Here is a 16,922-nt window from a genome sequence, read left to right as displayed (position 1 = left end):
TTACAGCATAACTTTTCTCATCTTTCTCCATACGTTTAACAGCCCTATGGCTGCACCTATGGCCACGCCTGTTAGAATAAGTGCATAGGTTGTTTCTCCGTAAATCCAATTACCTGTAGCAAATAAGCATGAATATACCAATAAACATCCCCAAAGCATGGCAATGATACCAGAAGGTACTGACCATTTGTCTTTGGAAGTCACTAATTCTACACCTTCATCTTTTGCTTGATCAATAATTTTCTTCCATCCAGGACCTCCCGGTTGAATTTTTAGATAAAAACTATTTAGGGTATTTTTCGATTCAGGTTTGGTCAGAAGGGTTGTCAACACCCAAACTATGGTGGTAGATAATACAACCATTGGGAATTTTAACCATGACTCAAAAATGCCCTCTTGAGTAGCTGAGCCAAACAATATGGCGCCTAATGAGGTTAAATTGAATAAAATGGATACAATTCCTGAAAAGAACATGGCTGATATTTCACTCCATGCGTTGATACGCCACCAGAACCAGCGAAGGATAAAAATAAGTCCTGTACCAGCACCAAACATAATTATAATATCGAATATCTGGGTGGCATTGGTAAGTAACAAGGCAACCATCGCTCCAAGAAGCATGATGATAAAGGTCGTTATTCTTCCTACGTTAACCAGTCTTTTTTCGGAAGCATCTGGCTTTATAAAACGCTTATAAAAATCATTTACAAGATAGGATGCTCCCCAGTTAAGGTGAGTTGAAATAGTAGACATAAATGCCGCAATTAGGGAGGCTAGTACCAATCCCAGCAATCCTGCAGGTAGGAAGGTAAGCATAGCAGGGTAGGCTAAATCATGCCCTAATTTTCCTTCTTCAACATTAGGAAATGCAGCCTGTATACTAGCAAGATCCGGAAATACGACTAGAGAAGCTAAAGCAACCAATATCCATGGCCATGGACGAAGTGCATAGTGCATGATGTTAAAAAAGAAGGTCGCACCTATAGCGTGATTTTCGTTTTTGGCTGCAAGCATACGTTGTGCGATATAGCCTCCTCCACCAGGCTCTGCCCCTGGATACCAAGCGCTCCACCACTGTACAGCTAGTGGAATGATTAGAAGGTTGATAAGAAGTGTTTTGTCATTAAAATCTGGTAAAAAGTTGATTTTGTCTTGTACAGCCTCATGAGATAATAATCCCGAAAGCCCACCTACTGCTTCATGGTTTACAGCAACATAGGCGGCACCAATTGCCCCCACCATAGCGACAAAAAACAATACAAAATCAGTATATATTACTCCTCTGAAACCACCTATAGCGCTGAACACTACTGTGATAAGTGAGGCTATTCCAATGGTCTCAATTGGGCTTAGCCCTAACATAATACCGCCAATTTTAATGGCCGCCAATGAAACAGCTGAAATACTCAAAATGTTAAAAAATAAACCTAGATATACTGCTCTAAATCCTCTTAAGAATTGTGCAGGTTTACCTCCATAGCGTAATTCGTAGAATTCAATATCGGTAGCTACATTAGATTTTCTCCAGAGTTTGGCGTACACAAATACAGTAAGCATACCTGTAAGTAAAAATGCCCACCATACCCAGTTTCCTGCCACTCCATTTTGACGTACCAAGTCCGTTACAAGATTTGGGGTGTCGGTAGAGAAGGTAGTTGCTACCATGGACATTCCCAGTAGCCACCAAGGCATACTTCTCCCTGAGAGGAAGTATTCGCTGGAGCTTTTTCCGGATTGTCTTGAAACAACAATCCCAATTATAAGTACAATGCTAAAAAATGCAATAATAATTCCGTAATCTAAAGAAGTAAGATTCATGTTGTGTGTTTTGGAGGTCGTTAAGTTTGGTTAGACTTACATTGTTTTTTAAATAAGAATGCTAATGTAAATAAAAAAATTACGTTTTCTTATGTATTGAAATTTTTTTATCGTATTTTAATCCAATGTTTAAAATTATAACATTTTATTATAAACTGGAAGAACTTGTTAATTTAAACTTGAACATTGTTTCAAAGTATTCAAAAGTAACATTTTTGTTAAATTATAATTAAAATGTTAAAAATTATAAAACTAAATCGTTAGAGTTCTAAAGGGCTGAATGAATGTGGTTGAAGGCCCTATTTTCTTTACATAAAGTTTGGTAATTTTACAGTTCAATCAAAACAGAAACATGTCACAATCCATAAAAAAAATGGCTGTACTAACTTCCGGAGGTGATTCTCCTGGAATGAATGCGGCTATTCGTTCGGTAGTGCGTACTTGCGCTTATTATAAAATTGAATGTTACGGAGTTTACCGTGGCTATCAAGGACTAATTGAGGGCGATTTTAAAGAAATGAATGCTCGTAGCGTTAAAGGTATTATCAATAAGGGTGGTACCATTTTGAAGTCGGCTAGGTCTACTGAGTTTAGAACTCCAGAAGGAAGAAAGAAGGCTTACGATAATCTGCGTGCCATGGGAATTGATGCCCTGGTTGTTATCGGTGGAGACGGTACCTTTACAGGTGCCATTGTTCTTAATAAAGAATTTGGCTTTCCGGTAATGGGAATTCCAGGGACCATTGATAATGATATTTTCGGTACTACACATACATTGGGGTATGATACAGCCTTGAATACAGTGGTAGATGCTATTGATAAGATAAGGGATACTGCTAGTTCACATAATCGTTTGTTTTTTGTTGAGGTTATGGGAAGGGATGTAGGTCATATTGCATTGAATGCAGGTGTTGGTGCAGGTGCAGAAGAAATTCTAATTCCTGAAGAAGATTTGGGATTGGATCGTCTTTTAGAATCTCTAGAAAGAAGTAGACTGTCTGGAAAATCCTCTAGTATTGTTGTAGTAGCGGAAGGGGATAAGACAGGAAAGAATGTTTTTGAACTCAAAGAATATGTGGAGGAAAATCTTCCTGATTATGACGTTCGTGTCTCTGTTTTAGGACATATGCAACGTGGAGGATCACCTTCTTGCTTTGATCGTGTTTTAGCTAGTAGAATGGGAGTTACGGCTGTAGAGAGTATTCTTGAAGGAAAAACTAATTATATGGTAGGGCTCTTAAATGATAAGATTGAGCTTACACCACTTGAAAATGCAGTAAAAGGAAAATCAAAAATAGATATAGAGCTTTTACGAGTGTCTGATATTATGACTACGTAAAACTCTGTTATTCATACATTAATTGTAATATATAAAAATTATGTCAAGTTTAAAAATTGGAATTAACGGTTTCGGTAGAATAGGAAGATTGGTGTTTAGAGCCACTGTGAAGAGACCAAATGTAGAGATTGTAGCAATCAATGATTTGTTAGATGTAAATCATTTAGCATATTTGTTAGAGTATGATTCAGTTCACGGACGTTTTGACGGAACTGTAGAGGTTAAAGACGGTCATTTGGTAGTTGATGGTAAAACCATTAGAATTACTGCAGAGAGAGATCCTAATAATTTAAAATGGGATGAAGTGGGAGTTGATGTGGTTGCAGAATGTACCGGTATTTTTACAACACTTGAAACAGCTCAAACACACATTAATGCGGGAGCAAAAAAGGTGGTTATCTCTGCTCCTTCAGCTGATGCTCCTATGTTTGTGATGGGAGTAAATCATCTTAATGCTAAAGCTTCTGATACCATTGTGTCTAACGCTTCTTGTACGACCAACTGTTTGGCTCCAATAGCAAAGGTGTTAAATGATAATTTTGGAATAGATGAAGCATTGATGACTACTGTGCACGCTACAACTGCTACCCAGCTTACTGTTGATGGGCCTTCTCGTAAAGATTGGAGAGGTGGGCGTAGTGCCATGTTAAACATCATTCCAGCCTCAACTGGGGCAGCTAAAGCGGTAGGTAAAGTAATTCCGGAGCTAAATGGAAAACTTACTGGTATGGCTTTCCGTGTTCCAACAGCGGATGTTTCTGTGGTAGACTTAACCGTACGTTTAGCTAAGGAAACTAGCTATGATGCCATTAAGAAGGCAATGAAAGAGGCCTCAGAGGGAGAACTAAAAGGAATTCTAGGTTATACTGATGAGATGGTTGTTTCCCAAGACTTTATTGGCGATGTGCGCACTTCTATTTTTGATGCTGATGCAGGGATTGAACTGAATTCTCGCTTTTTTAAAGTAGTATCTTGGTACGATAATGAAGCTGGATATTCAAATAAATTAGTAGACTTGGCACAGCATATTGCAAGCCTTTAATAATAACAAGTATACATGCCTGAAGCAATAGTTTTCAGGCATTTTTCTTATATTTATAAGTATGATATTAATCGTAGATAGTGGCGCCACCAAAGCTGATTGGATTGCACTAAGTGAATCAGGAGAAAAGTTGTTTTTTACACAAACACTTGGCTTGAGTCCAGAGGTGTTGACCGAAGAAATCATTGTTGAGCGCATCACAAATAATTATGAGCTGTATAAAAGTCGTAAGGAAGTAACTAAGCTTTATTTTTACGGTGCAGGATGTGGAACACAGCGTATGCGTACATTTTTAGGTGAAATATTCCAACCATTTTTTGAAAATGCGGAAATTGCCATTAAAGAGGACACCTATGCAGCCGTATATGCGACCATTGGTTCCGGAGCAAAATCTGTTGTGTGTATCTTAGGTACAGGATCCAATTGTTGTATGTGGGATGGAGAAAAATTGATTCAAAAGGTTGAGTCTTTAGGATATATCTTGATGGATGATTGTAGTGGAAATTATTTCGGAAGACAATTGTTGCGTGACTTTTATTTTAATAAGTTCCCAGAAGATTTGGCACAAAAGTTTAATGCTACCTTTGAATTGGATGCGGATGTAATAAAAAATCATTTGTATAAATTACCTAATCCTAATACCTATTTGGCAACGTTCGCTAAATTTTTAATAGAGAATAAGGATGAACCTTATTGCCAGGAACTAATAGCTAAGGGAATGCAGTTATTTATCGATAACTTTATTAAGCAGTTTGAAGAGGCTCCTCAGATACCAGTACATTTTGTAGGTAGTATTGCATTTTACCTTCAGGAGGAATTAAAGACGATGCTTCAAAAGAACGGGTTAAGTGCAGGGAATATATTGCGAAAGCCAATTGATGGTTTAGTGGAATACCATCTGCAACATACCATTTAATCATAAAAAAGCCGTTTCAAATTCAGAAACGGCTTTTTTATTAAAATTTATTTAGCTGCCATCATGCTTATTTCTACATTGACAAACTTCGGCAGATTTGCAACTTCTACCGTTTCTCGTGCCGGAGCTGTCTCGTCATTAAAATAACTTCCGTATATGGCGTTAACCTGTGAAAATTGATGCATGTCCTTTAGGAAAATTGTTGTTTTAAACACATTTTCAAAGGTCATTCCAGCTGCCTCCAATACAGCTTCAAGATTTTTCATTACTTGTTTTGTTTCTTCTTCTACACCTCCCTCAATAAGGTTTCCAGTGATTGGATCTAAAGCTATTTGTCCTGAAGTGTAAAGAACGTCACCGACCATGGTAGCTTGACTGTAAGGGCCAATTGGTGCAGGGGCTTTTGGTGTGTGGATTATTTTTTTCATGATTTACAATTATATGGATTGTTAATTTAAGCTACGATCACTAACCTTTCGTTTATCCCATTTTAAATCCGAAAGCATTGAGGACTTGATTCCTATAAAGAAATACCATGAAGAATTAGCGCTGAATGGAACCCAGTTGAAATTAAGTCTCCAGCTATCTAAGTCACGTTCAAAACGAAGTTGTGTGTAGGTAAATCCTTGGTTCTTGAAATCATAACCGGAAGAGGCTCCCACTTTCCATTTTGGGGTAATGTCTATGTTTCCTGAAAACATGAGCGAGTTATTAGATATTTCACTTTCTCTTCTAATATTGGAGTAACTTAAAGAATAGGCTACTCTTAGATCCCATGGGATGGATGTTCGGTAATATTCAGTTGGAGCTTCCTCCGTATCATCACCTTCTTCTGTATTTCCCATTGTTCGACTATCGCTAAAGTCTTGAGCTGTACCAAATAGGTCATCTGGTCTACCCCCGGTAGCTACATTATTGGTGTTGTCTTTGCCTTTAAAATTTTTACTTGAAAAGGAATAGTTCATCGTAAGATTCGCGTTGGTTAGTCTGGCAAGACCGCCACCATTATTAATATTTAAGACATCCAATTGAGTGCCTGCATCGTCAATTGCGTACGGGTTGAAGGTGGCTCCAAAATTTATTCCCATTTTATTTTGAAAAAGATTGGTGCTTCCAGTCATAATGATAGGACTTATACGATTGGTGTTAAAGTCGTAAGAGGTGTTGAAATTAAGATTGTTTAATAGTGTGATTTTTTTTGCTTCGGTTTTAGTGGAATCTCTATCGCGAACTTTAGCCTCTAGCTTGTTAATCAAAGATATGCTCATAGTATTTGAAAATCCTTGTCTTGGAGTTCCAAATAAACCACCTTGAAAACGAGTGTATTGTCGTACGGCTCCAAATTCGTTGGCTACATATGAATCAAAGTATTGGTCAAAACTAGGGTTGTAGCCATAGCCGATAATAGGGGTTATGGTGTGACGGATGGCTTGAATTTTTTTATCGGTACCGAAGTTAAACATACCGTAAATAGTTGTGCCTATACTAGCATTGAAGTCATAGGTTGTAAAACGATCAAATCCTTTTATGGTGTCAATGGTAGATTTTCGTAAAGATGGGTCATAATCGTTAATTCTTATGGTACTCAGTTGCCATACTTCATTAATTGAAGTAGACATGCCTAGGTTGAAATATTTGAGTAGTTTAAAGCTGGTGCTAATAGGAATATCGTGTCTAACTCCAGTTCTTGCATTTTCAAACATTTCTTTTTTGAAAAACAAGCTATCTGTCGTAGTGATACTGTTTTCCGCACGCATGCTATATTGGAAGTTAATGTTGTCAATAATTCCCTTTCTAGAAGAATTTCTTTTAACAAAAGGATAAATACGGTCCATATTAGCTGTCAATGTCGGAAGTGTCATATTTATAGATTCCGTTCGAGTGTTTTGCTGATGTGAGGCTGTTACGCCTATTCGTACACTAGGATATGAAGTAAAGGTTTTTGTATATGATATTGAGGATTGTAAGGTATTGTTTAGTTGATTAGGAGAATTAAATTGATTGAGTGAGTTTTGATAATAGCGACTACTTCCCAGGTTAACAGAGGCAGAAAATTGAGAACTAGGACTGGATTTGGTGTCTTGAGAATGAGACCAACGAATATTATAAATTGTACCACGACTATAATCCGGAAAACCTCTTTGACTGTTAATTAGGTTTTCATAGCGTAGACCTAAATTTCCCGAGAATTTATATCGTTTTCTATATTGGGTGTCTGCCCGTAAACCATAACTCCCATTGGTGTAATAATCACCAGTTAGGGCTAAATCAAAATAATCACTTACGGCAAAATAATAGCCTCCGTTTTGCAAAAAGTAACCTCTGTTGTTTAATTCACCAAAGGTTGGAAAAATAAAACCTGAGGTTCGCTCTTGCGTAAGTGGAAAATAGGCAAATGGTACTGCAATTGGTGTAGGTACATCTGCAATATACATATTGCTAAATCCAGCTATAATTTTCTTTTTAGGAACAAATTTTGCGTTCCGAATGCGAATGTAGTAGTCAGGGTCGTCAGGATTCTTGGAAGTAGTTAACCGCCCTTCGTACATAAAGTAGGTAGAATCATTTTCCTTTTTTACAATTTCGGCAGTTACATGGCTACCGTCCTGTTCTGTTTTGGAATTCCAGATAAGTGCCCTTTTGGTTTCATAATTAAACCTTATGGAATCAGGTTCCACTATATTACTACCTTGTTTAAAATAGGGTGCTTGAGTGTAATTACCCGCGGAGTCCTTGATTCGGCCTGCGTACACTTCTTTTTTCTCGTAATTAAGAATGATTATTCCAGCCTTAAGCTCAGTATCTTCATAATACACTTCGGCTTCATTGTACAGTAAAATCTCTTTTCTTTTTTGGCTTATTTTTGCGTAATCAATTGCTTTGTAACGAATCTTGTCCAGTAAAGAAGATTTTCCTTTTTTAGCGGCTGTTGAGTCTTTTGAAAGTGAATCTTTAACAATAGTGTCAAGAACTACAGTTGCCGTTATTTTATCCTTTTGTTTGGTAGTATCCTTAACAGCGTCTATGCGTAATGGAGTTTTCGCTGGGGTTTCTTGAGCTTTCAGAAATCCAATAGAAATCCAAGTGAGGATTACAAAAAGTATGTGTGATTTAGTTACGTACAAAGTTGTAAAATCTATTAACTTGGTCATTCAAAAGAATCTCTGATGTCAAATGAATTTTGCCAAACTTTTTTATCTTCGCCAAAGAGTGTATCTTTATCAGCCCATGATACTTGTAAAAGTATGGCTCAATATTTGAAGTGCCAAACTTACGGATATTTTTTTGTCTGTTGATGCTTCGGCCTTTTAAATTTACAGCTAAGTAACTACAATTAACAGTTATTATTTTATGCGAACCAAAATCATATTTACATTAATTGCTATACCGACCTCTTTATTTTTGTTGGCTTTTAGTCATATGAATGCTGTTACTCAGTCCGATCCCTTTGTTATTGTGCTTGATGCAGGTCACGGTGGGAAGGATCCTGGCAAGGTGTCTAATGGGATAAATGAGAAGGATATTGCTCTTAAAGTAGTCATGCTTATAGGTAAAGAACTTGAGCAACATAAGGATATTAAAGTGGTGTATACACGAAAGGATGACCGATTTGTGGATTTATATGTTCGAGGACGTATTGCCAACAAAGCAAAGGCAGATCTTTTTGTCTCTGTACATTGTAATGCGCATCATACAGAAGCCTCTGGTGCTGAAACCTATGTGTTAGGGTTGCATGCGAATAAGCAAAATTTTGAAGTGGCTAAGGCGGAGAATGAGGTAATCTATTTAGAGGATGACTATGAGCAGAAATATGCCGGTTATGATATCAATTCGCCTGAATCAGTAATTGGGTTTACTATTATGCAAGAGGAATATTTGGATCAAAGTATACAGCTTGCCAAAATGATTCAACAGAACTTCACTGACAAAATGAAGAGAAAGAATAGGGGAGTTAAACAGGCAGGTTTTATCGTGTTGCATCAAACTTATATGCCAAGTGTCCTTATTGAAACAGGGTTTGTAACCAATAGAGAAGAACGTCTTTTTTTAACTTCAAGTAAAGGACAAGAACAATTTGCCGACAATATAGCCAAGGCAATATTGGATTATAAAAAGTTGATAAGACCTGCAAGTACTGCTGTGGTAACCTCTAAAGAAGTTGTGCAGGAAAAGAAACCAGCTCCCGTAAAGGAGGAGGAAAAGAAATCAGTAGTCAAACAAATTAATACTTCCGTAATCTTTAAAGTACAAATTGCAGCTGGGGCTAAAAAAGTGGAAGCGCTTCCGCAAAATTTCAAAGGCTTAAAGCCAGTTAGCATTGAGTCTAGTGGTACTGTATATAGGTATTTTTATGGGGAAACCAACAGTTATGATGAGGTCAAACAGCTGCAGAAAGAAGCGGTAGAGAAGGGATACAAAGATGCTTTTATTGTTGCTTATAAAAAGGGGAGTAGAATTTCGGTGGATGAAGCATTAAAAACGGATAGGTAAGAGGTCGCTTCTTACGAAATTTATTTCTAATTTTGTTTGCAACATAAATAATGAATCGCTTGAAAATATCTAGAGAAATTAAGACTGCATTTATAGTCTTTGGAGGTATTATCCTTTTTTTGTTAGGGTTTACCTATTTGAAATCGAGTGCTGTTTTTGAATCTTCCCGTAAGTTTTACGCCGTATATAGTCATTCGGGTGGTCTTGAGCCGGCTACACCAGTGACCGTTAATGGTTTTCAGGTTGGGAAGGTCACCAATGTGCAAATAATTAATGAAACCGCTAAAATTCTCGTAACATTTACAGTAGACAAGGGGTTTGAGTTTTCAAAAAACAGCAAGGCTGAACTATATAGTAGTTTACTTGGGAGTACTGGTTTGCAAATAGTACCGACCTTTGATAACGGGCCAATGGCACAACCGGGCGATACTATTCCTAGTGCCACTCAAAAAAGTACGGTGGAGACAATTACTAGTAAAATTGAGCCACTAGAGGCAAAACTTAGTAAAACACTTATTAGTGCAGATTCAGTATTAGTGGGAGTGGCAGCAGTTTTAGATCAACAAGGGAGAGAAAACTTGAAAAGTAGTTTAGAACATCTAAATGCTACAATGGCAAGTTTACGTACGGCATCTCAATCTCTTAATTCTTTAATGAATACCAATAAAGCTGAAATGGATGCTTCTTTGAAAAATGTACATACAATTACAGCTAATTTTGCTAAAATGAGCGACTCATTAGCAGAAGCCAATTTAGGACAAACTGTAAATGACATACAAAATACGGTGGCAGGACTGAATAAGGTATTGGCGTCTATAGAAAATGGTGAGGGATCAGTGGGCAAGTTATTAAAGGATGAACAATTGTACCAAAATTTATCCGGAGCTTCGCTTCAATTGGAGCAGTTGCTTGAAGACATGAAACTTAACCCTAAACGTTATGTTCATTTTTCGTTGTTTGGACGTAAGCAGGTTAAGTATGAATCATCCGAAACCAATGAAAACTAATATATGAACGTATTTGCAAGCATTTTATTCACCCTGATTCTTTTTGTGGGTATTGGGTACTTTGTGATGAACATAAAGAAACTCATACGTAATATTCGTATGGGGAGACCTGTTGATACAAGCGATCATAAATCTGAGCGTTGGAAAAATATGCTTCGCATTGCCTTTGGGCAACAAAAGATGGTGGTACGTCCTGTTTCAGGTATTTTACACATTATTGTCTATATAGGGTTTATTATTATCAATCTTGAGGTATTGGAAATAATCATTGATGGATTGTTTGGTACTCATAGGGTCTTCGCTTTTATGGGAGGTTTTTATAGTGTACTTATAGGTTCATTTGAAGTATTAGCTCTATTGGTTATTGTTTCCGTAGTGGTGTTCTGGATACGAAGAAATATACTTCGCATTCAACGATTTTGGAAACCAGAGATGAAAGGATGGCCTCGTAATGATGCTAATATTATTTTGTACATTGAAACTGTACTTATGGTGTTGTTTCTTACGATGAATGCTGCGGATTATACCCTGCAGTATATGCCTGGAGCACCAGAAGGACATCATTATGTGCAAGCTGGAGCTTTTCCAATAAGCCAGTTTATTGCGCCACTCTTCGAGGGTATGGATTTCAATAGTCTTGTTATGGTGGAACGAACCGCTTGGTGGTTGCATATTATAGGCATTCTAATCTTTTTGAATTATCTCTATTTTTCAAAGCATTTACATATTTTATTGGCCTTCCCAAATACCTTTTTCGCCAGTGTTGCGCCTAAGGGAAAAATGAATAATCTGGAGTCGGTAACCAATGAAGTGAAAATGATGATGGATCCAAATGCTGATCCGTTTGCTGCTCCCTCAGAAGGAAGTGCCCCACCGGAGAAGTTTGGGGCCTCTGATGTTACTGATTTAAACTGGGTACAATTATTAAGTGCATATACCTGCACAGAATGTGGTCGTTGTACAAGTGAATGCCCAGCAAACCAAACTGGGAAAAAGCTATCACCTCGAAAAATCATGATGGATACTCGAGATCGATTACAAGAAGTGGGTAAAAATAGAGATGCTAATGATGGAGTGTTCGTGGCAGATGGAAAACAGTTGCTTGATGATTATATCAGTAGAGAGGAATTATGGGCTTGTACTTCATGTAATGCTTGTGTTGAAGCATGTCCTGTGAGTATTAATCCGCTTTCTATTATAATGGATATGCGTCGTTATTTGGTGATGGAGCAGTCTGCAGCGCCTATGGAGCTTAATAACATGATGACTAATATTGAAAATAATGGCGCTCCTTGGCCTTACAATCAAATGGATCGACTCAATTGGAAAAACGAATAAATAAAAAGAAAAGAAAATAATCAGAATAAAAATTGCTATAAAACAAATTATCAACCCAAACAACCACAATCATGAAGATTGAAGACGTAGAAAAATTACTGCATGAAAAAGTAGAAGAAGGAGCACATGTAAGTCCGGTGCTTCCTGAAGGAGTCAAGAATTATCTAATTGACATAGATGGCACTATCTGTGATGATATTCCAAATGAAGAACCTGAGCGTATGGCAACTGCTAATGTATACCCAGATGCCTTACAGACTCTTAACCGTTGGTATGATGAAGGTCATGTTATTTTCTTTTTTACTTCGCGAACAGAGGCTCATAGAGAGGTGACGGAGCAATGGCTAGATAAACATGGATTTAAATACCATGGTATGGTAATGGGAAAACCAAGAGGAGGGAATTATCATTGGGTAGATAATCATTTAGTGAAGGCTACTCGATACAACGGAAAATTTACGGACTTAGTAGAGAAAGAAGTAACTATTCAGGTCTTCGATGATGGAAAACATGATCAATAAGAAGACTGTTGTTTTTAAATGAACTACCTAAAATATTAATTGTATGAGTGAAGCACTGCATGTACCAACCATGGCCGAGATGATGGCTAGTGGCAAGCAACCTGAAGTATTGTTTTGGGTTGGCTGCGCCGGAAGTTTTGACGATCGTGCAAAGAAAATCACCAAAGCTTTTGTGAAATTACTTAATAAAGCGGGTGTTGATTTTGCAGTTTTAGGTACGGAAGAAAGCTGTACTGGAGATCCGGCGAAACGATCTGGAAATGAATTTTTATTTCAGATGCAGGCCATGACAAATATAGAAGTGCTCAATGCTTATGAAGTTAAAAAGATTGTAACGGCTTGCCCTCATTGTTTCAATACCATTAAGAATGAATATCCTTCTCTTGGTGGAGAATATGAGGTTATGCACCACACTCAGTTCTTGAAGTCCCTATTGGATGAAGGAAAGCTTACAATAGAAGGTGGGCAGTTTAAAGGCAAACGAATTACCTTTCATGATCCTTGTTATTTGGGCAGGGCTAATAATGTGTATGAGGCTCCTAGGGAGTTGATTACTAAGTTAGAAGCTGAGCTTGTGGAGATGAAAAAATGTAAATCCAGAGGTTTATGTTGTGGAGCTGGAGGGGCTCAAATGTTTAAGGAGCCTGAAAAAGGGGATAAAGATGTTAATATTGAGCGTACCGAACAAGCCTTGGAAACTCAACCTACTATTGTTGCCACAGGTTGCCCTTTCTGTAATACAATGATGACCGATGGGGTGAAAGTGAAGGAAAAGGAGTCAGAAGTAGCTGTTATGGATATTGCTGAACTTATAGCGCAAGCACAGGATTTGTAAATGAATTAATGTAGAAAAGATGTATGTACCTTTTGAAAGCCTACCAGAGACTGCTCGGGTATGGATTTATCAATCAAATAGAAGTTTTTCAGCTGAAGAATTGTTAGAGATAGAAACGAAACTTCGTGCATTTGTAGAGGAATGGACAGCTCACGGAATTGGACTTGAAGCCTCTTACCAAATACGGTATAATCGGTTTATTGTTTTAGCACTTAATCAGGAGGTGCAAGCCGCGACAGGTTGCTCGATAGATGCTTCTGTTCACTTTATTCAATCCCTTGAACAACACTATGGAGTTGATCTGTTGGATAAAATGAATGTGTCTTATAAGCAAGGGGAGTTTGTGGCGTATAAAACCTTACTGGAATTTAAAAAAATGGCCAAAGAAAAGGCCGTTTCCAAAAACACCGTGGTATTCAATAATTTGGTAATTAATAAATACGAATATGAAAATGCATGGGAGGTTCCAGCTTCCGAGAGCTGGCATAATCGATTCGTTAGCTAACTAATTGCTTCATTAAGAGATTAAAAGCCAAAATTGCAGTAAGAATCTGTAATTTTGGCTTTTTATTTTAACAGTATCGATGTATCTTTTGGCACATTATTTACGTTATTTTTACCAAAAGTCAAGATTTCATGAAGATGCTCCACCTACGTTTGCACCCAATTCATTGTTTTTTATCCATTGTTTTAAGTAGTTTCTGTTTTTTGGCAACAGCCCAACAGATTAATCCACTTGAGACAGAAGATGTTTCTACCCAAAGAAAATGGGTAGAAGAGAAGTATAATGCGATGTCCTTAGATGAAAAAATAGGACAGTTATACATGGTAGATGTATTTTCTGCAAATCAAGGTGCTCATACCGAACGCGTAAAAAAATTGATAGAAGACTATCACATTGGAGGGATTATCTTTTCAAAAGGTGGTCCGATGCGTCAGGCTAAGTTGACCAACGAATATCAAGCACTTTCTAAAATCCCACTGATGATTTCAATGGACGCCGAATGGGGGCTTGCCATGCGGTTAGATTCAACATTTGCCTACCCATGGAACATGACTTTAGGGGCTATTGAAGATAATAGTATCATTTCAAAAGTAGGGTACCGTATTGGTGCCCATGCCAAGCGTTTAGGTGTTCACATTAATTTTGCTCCTGATATAGACATCAATACCAATCCTAAAAATCCTATTATAGGGAATCGTTCCTTTGGAGAGGATAAATATACAGTAACCGAAAAAGGGATTGCTTTTATGGAGGGGATGCAGCGAGCTGGAGTGTTGGCTAACGGGAAGCATTTTCCAGGTCATGGCGATACGGATAAAGATTCTCATAAAACCTTACCGACCATAGCCTTTAGTAAAGAGCGAATAGATAGCATAGAGTTATATCCATTTAAACAGCTTATTGATAAGAATCTGGCAAGCGTTATGGTTGCTCACCTTAATGTTCCGGCTTTGGAAATGCAGGCTAATTTGCCCTCTTCACTTTCTTATAGTATCGTTACAGAGCTGTTAAAGGAACGCTTGGGATTTAATGGACTTATTTTTACTGATGCCTTGAACATGAAAGGAGCCTCTGATCATTTAGGACCTGGTGATGTGGATTTGGCTGCTTTTTTGGCAGGAAGTGATGTGCTTCTTATACCCGGTGACGTGCCTAAAGGAGTGGCTAAAATTAAGGAGGCGTATCAACAACAGATAATTTCTGAAGAGCGATTGGCGCATTCTGTAAAGAAGATTTTAATGGCTAAGTATAAGGTAGGACTGAATAACTTTCAGCCGGTTGATACCACTAACCTTATTGAGGATTTACATACACTTGAAGATGATTTGCTTTATGAAGAAGCTATCGAACATGCACTTACTGTTGTTAAAAATGACAAGGCTTTATTGCCATTGACGAATTTGGAAAAGCATAAAATTGCCTATGTTGCCATGGGTGATGATGATGGTTCTGTATTTTATAATGCTTTAAAGCGCTATACAAAGGTGGATTTTATAAAGGGGAGCAAGATCGAAAACTTGATGATGAATTTGGAACCCTATTCTACGGTAGTGGTGGGGTTGCATAGGTCAAATCAGACCCCGTGGAAAGCGCATGAGTTTACAGAGACAGAGATAGCTTGGCTTGCAGAGATTGCCATGTTTAAAAAAGTTATACTCGCTGTATTTACAAAGCCTTATGCCTTATTAGATCTTCCATCAACCGAAAAGATAGAGTCTGTTATAGTGAGTTATCAAAATAGTGAAGTAGCTCAGGATAAAACTGCGCAACTCATATTTGGAGCTATTGATGGTAAAGGTGTATTACCGGTAACTGCTCACCCTGATTTTCAAGTTAATTCGTGCATACATACCGTACGTATTAATCGCTTGCAATATGGGCTTCCTGAAACTGTAGGGTTAAGTTCCCAGATTCTAAATCAAATTGATAAGGAAGCTGAAAGAGTAATTGCAGCTCAAATGACCCCTGGAATGCAAATTCTGGTGGCTCGAAGAGGTAAGGTGGTATACCACAAAGCTTTTGGAAAATATACGTATAATGGAAATACACCAGTGACTACAGAGAGCGTGTATGATTTGGCATCGCTTACTAAGATTTTAGCAACACTTCCTGAAGTAATGAAACTTTATGATGAAGGTAAATTTCGATTGGAAGACCCTATGGGGACCCTCCTTCCCCAACTTCAGAATACCAATAAAGGTTCACTAAAGGTACTTGATGTACTTACCCATTACGCTCGTTTAAAGGCATGGATACCTTTTTATGTGCATACGCTTAGTAAAACTGCCAAACAACCACTAGAGAACTATTATCGTCGATTACCTGAAAAAGGGTTTAACCTGCATGTGGCTGATGGCTTATACATGAGGGATGATTATCAAGATTCTATTATGAAAATAATTAATGAATCTGATTTATTGTCTAAAAAATCATATGTGTATAGTGATCTTGCTTTTTATTATATGAAACAGTATGTGGAAAGTCAGTATGATAAACCGATTGATCAGTTGGTGAATATTCATTATTATAATTCATTGGGGGCAAATTTTACTACCTATAATCCTTTGGTTCGATTTTCGAAAGATCAGATCGTTCCAACAGAGGTTGATGACTATTTCAGGCATCAGACCATTCAAGGCTATGTGCACGACATGGGTGCAGCCATGCAAGGTGGAGTAGGTGGTCATGCAGGTCTTTTTAGCAATGCAAACGATGTTGCCAAGCTTATGCAGTTATTTATGCAGAAAGGAAATTATGGAGGAAAGGTGTATTTTAAACCGGAAACCCTGGATACTTTCAATCAATGTTTTTACTGTGAGGAAAATAACAGGCGGGGAGTGGGATTTGATAAGCCGCAGTTAGAAAAGGAAGGACCTACTTGCGGCTGTGTTTCTATGACTAGTTTTGGACATACGGGATTTACTGGCACCTATGCATGGGCAGATCCCGAGCAAGAAATTGTATATGTATTTCTTTCCAATAGAACGTATCCAACAGCCAATAACCGTAAATTAATTGCTGAAAACGTTCGTTCTAATATTCAAGAACTTATATATAGTGCTATTTTGGATTAAAGTATATTTTTTTATCCTGGATTACTTGTAACTTGC

The 16,922-nt window shown here is 37.7% G+C and carries 13 protein-coding genes; 10 read left to right on the top strand and 3 right to left on the bottom strand.

Translation table 11 applies throughout. The features are described from left to right. Entirely contained in the window at positions 1-1,818 is a 1,818-nt protein-coding gene (locus PT603_RS07275; protein ID WP_008240490.1) for a sodium:solute symporter family protein, read from the bottom strand. Between the two features lie 352 nt (positions 1,819-2,170). On the opposite strand from PT603_RS07275, the gene pfkA reads away from it, so the two are divergent. The 3 genes from pfkA to PT603_RS07260 all read left to right on the top strand — a co-directional run bounded on the left by pfkA (position 2,171) and on the right by PT603_RS07260 (position 5,115). Beyond that, positions 2,171-3,157: a 6-phosphofructokinase gene (gene pfkA, locus PT603_RS07270; RefSeq protein WP_008240488.1), complete on the top strand. Its 987-nt coding sequence runs from the start codon at positions 2,171-2,173 to the stop codon at positions 3,155-3,157. A 40-nt stretch (positions 3,158-3,197) separates the two neighbouring features. After that, positions 3,198-4,199, top strand: coding sequence for a type I glyceraldehyde-3-phosphate dehydrogenase (gap, locus tag PT603_RS07265; RefSeq protein ID WP_008240486.1), 1,002 nt, complete (start codon positions 3,198-3,200; stop codon positions 4,197-4,199). A 61-nt stretch (positions 4,200-4,260) separates the two neighbouring features. Beyond that, positions 4,261-5,115 (top strand): N-acetylglucosamine kinase-like protein, encoded by an 855-nt coding sequence (locus PT603_RS07260; RefSeq protein WP_008240478.1) that lies wholly within the window; start codon positions 4,261-4,263, stop codon positions 5,113-5,115. Positions 5,116-5,162: 47 nt separating this feature from the next. Here PT603_RS07260 and PT603_RS07255 read toward each other — a convergent pair whose 3' ends face one another. After that, on the bottom strand, positions 5,163-5,543 hold the full coding sequence (locus PT603_RS07255) for a RidA family protein (RefSeq protein ID WP_008240476.1): 381 nt from the start codon (positions 5,541-5,543) through the stop codon (positions 5,163-5,165). Positions 5,544-5,564: 21 nt separating this feature from the next. Continuing rightward, a complete protein-coding gene (locus PT603_RS07250) occupies positions 5,565-8,267 on the bottom strand; it encodes a putative LPS assembly protein LptD (protein ID WP_008240466.1) in 2,703 nt (900 codons plus the stop codon). Between the two features lie 199 nt (positions 8,268-8,466). On the opposite strand from PT603_RS07250, the gene PT603_RS07245 reads away from it, so the two are divergent. The 7 genes from PT603_RS07245 to PT603_RS07215 all read left to right on the top strand — a co-directional run bounded on the left by PT603_RS07245 (position 8,467) and on the right by PT603_RS07215 (position 16,886). Beyond that, positions 8,467-9,606, top strand: coding sequence for an N-acetylmuramoyl-L-alanine amidase (locus PT603_RS07245; RefSeq protein ID WP_008240464.1), 1,140 nt, complete (start codon positions 8,467-8,469; stop codon positions 9,604-9,606). 50 nt (positions 9,607-9,656) lie between these two features. Further along, complete coding sequence (locus tag PT603_RS07240; protein WP_008240462.1) at positions 9,657-10,613, top strand: MlaD family protein; 957 nt, start codon at positions 9,657-9,659, stop codon at positions 10,611-10,613. A gap of 3 nt (positions 10,614-10,616) precedes the next feature. Next, a complete protein-coding gene (locus PT603_RS07235; RefSeq protein WP_008240460.1) occupies positions 10,617-11,951 on the top strand; it encodes a 4Fe-4S dicluster domain-containing protein in 1,335 nt (444 codons plus the stop codon). Between the two features lie 71 nt (positions 11,952-12,022). Continuing rightward, positions 12,023-12,472 (top strand): LNS2 domain-containing protein, encoded by a 450-nt coding sequence (locus tag PT603_RS07230; protein WP_008240458.1) that lies wholly within the window; start codon positions 12,023-12,025, stop codon positions 12,470-12,472. 43 nt (positions 12,473-12,515) lie between these two features. Continuing rightward, the gene (locus tag PT603_RS07225; protein ID WP_008240456.1) at positions 12,516-13,307 is read left to right on the top strand and encodes a (Fe-S)-binding protein; all 792 of its coding nucleotides are present in this window, start codon (positions 12,516-12,518) and stop codon (positions 13,305-13,307) included. 19 nt (positions 13,308-13,326) lie between these two features. Continuing rightward, on the top strand, positions 13,327-13,812 hold the full coding sequence (locus tag PT603_RS07220) for a hypothetical protein (protein ID WP_008240452.1): 486 nt from the start codon (positions 13,327-13,329) through the stop codon (positions 13,810-13,812). 131 nt (positions 13,813-13,943) lie between these two features. Next, on the top strand, positions 13,944-16,886 hold the full coding sequence (locus PT603_RS07215; protein ID WP_008240451.1) for a serine hydrolase domain-containing protein: 2,943 nt from the start codon (positions 13,944-13,946) through the stop codon (positions 16,884-16,886). Positions 16,887-16,922: the final 36 nt, after the last annotated feature.

The organism is Imtechella halotolerans (assembly GCF_028743515.2).
GTDB lineage: Bacteria > Bacteroidota > Bacteroidia > Flavobacteriales > Flavobacteriaceae > Imtechella > Imtechella halotolerans.
Note: the sequence above shows the minus strand (reverse complement) of the source record. Positions and strands in the feature narration are given on the sequence as shown.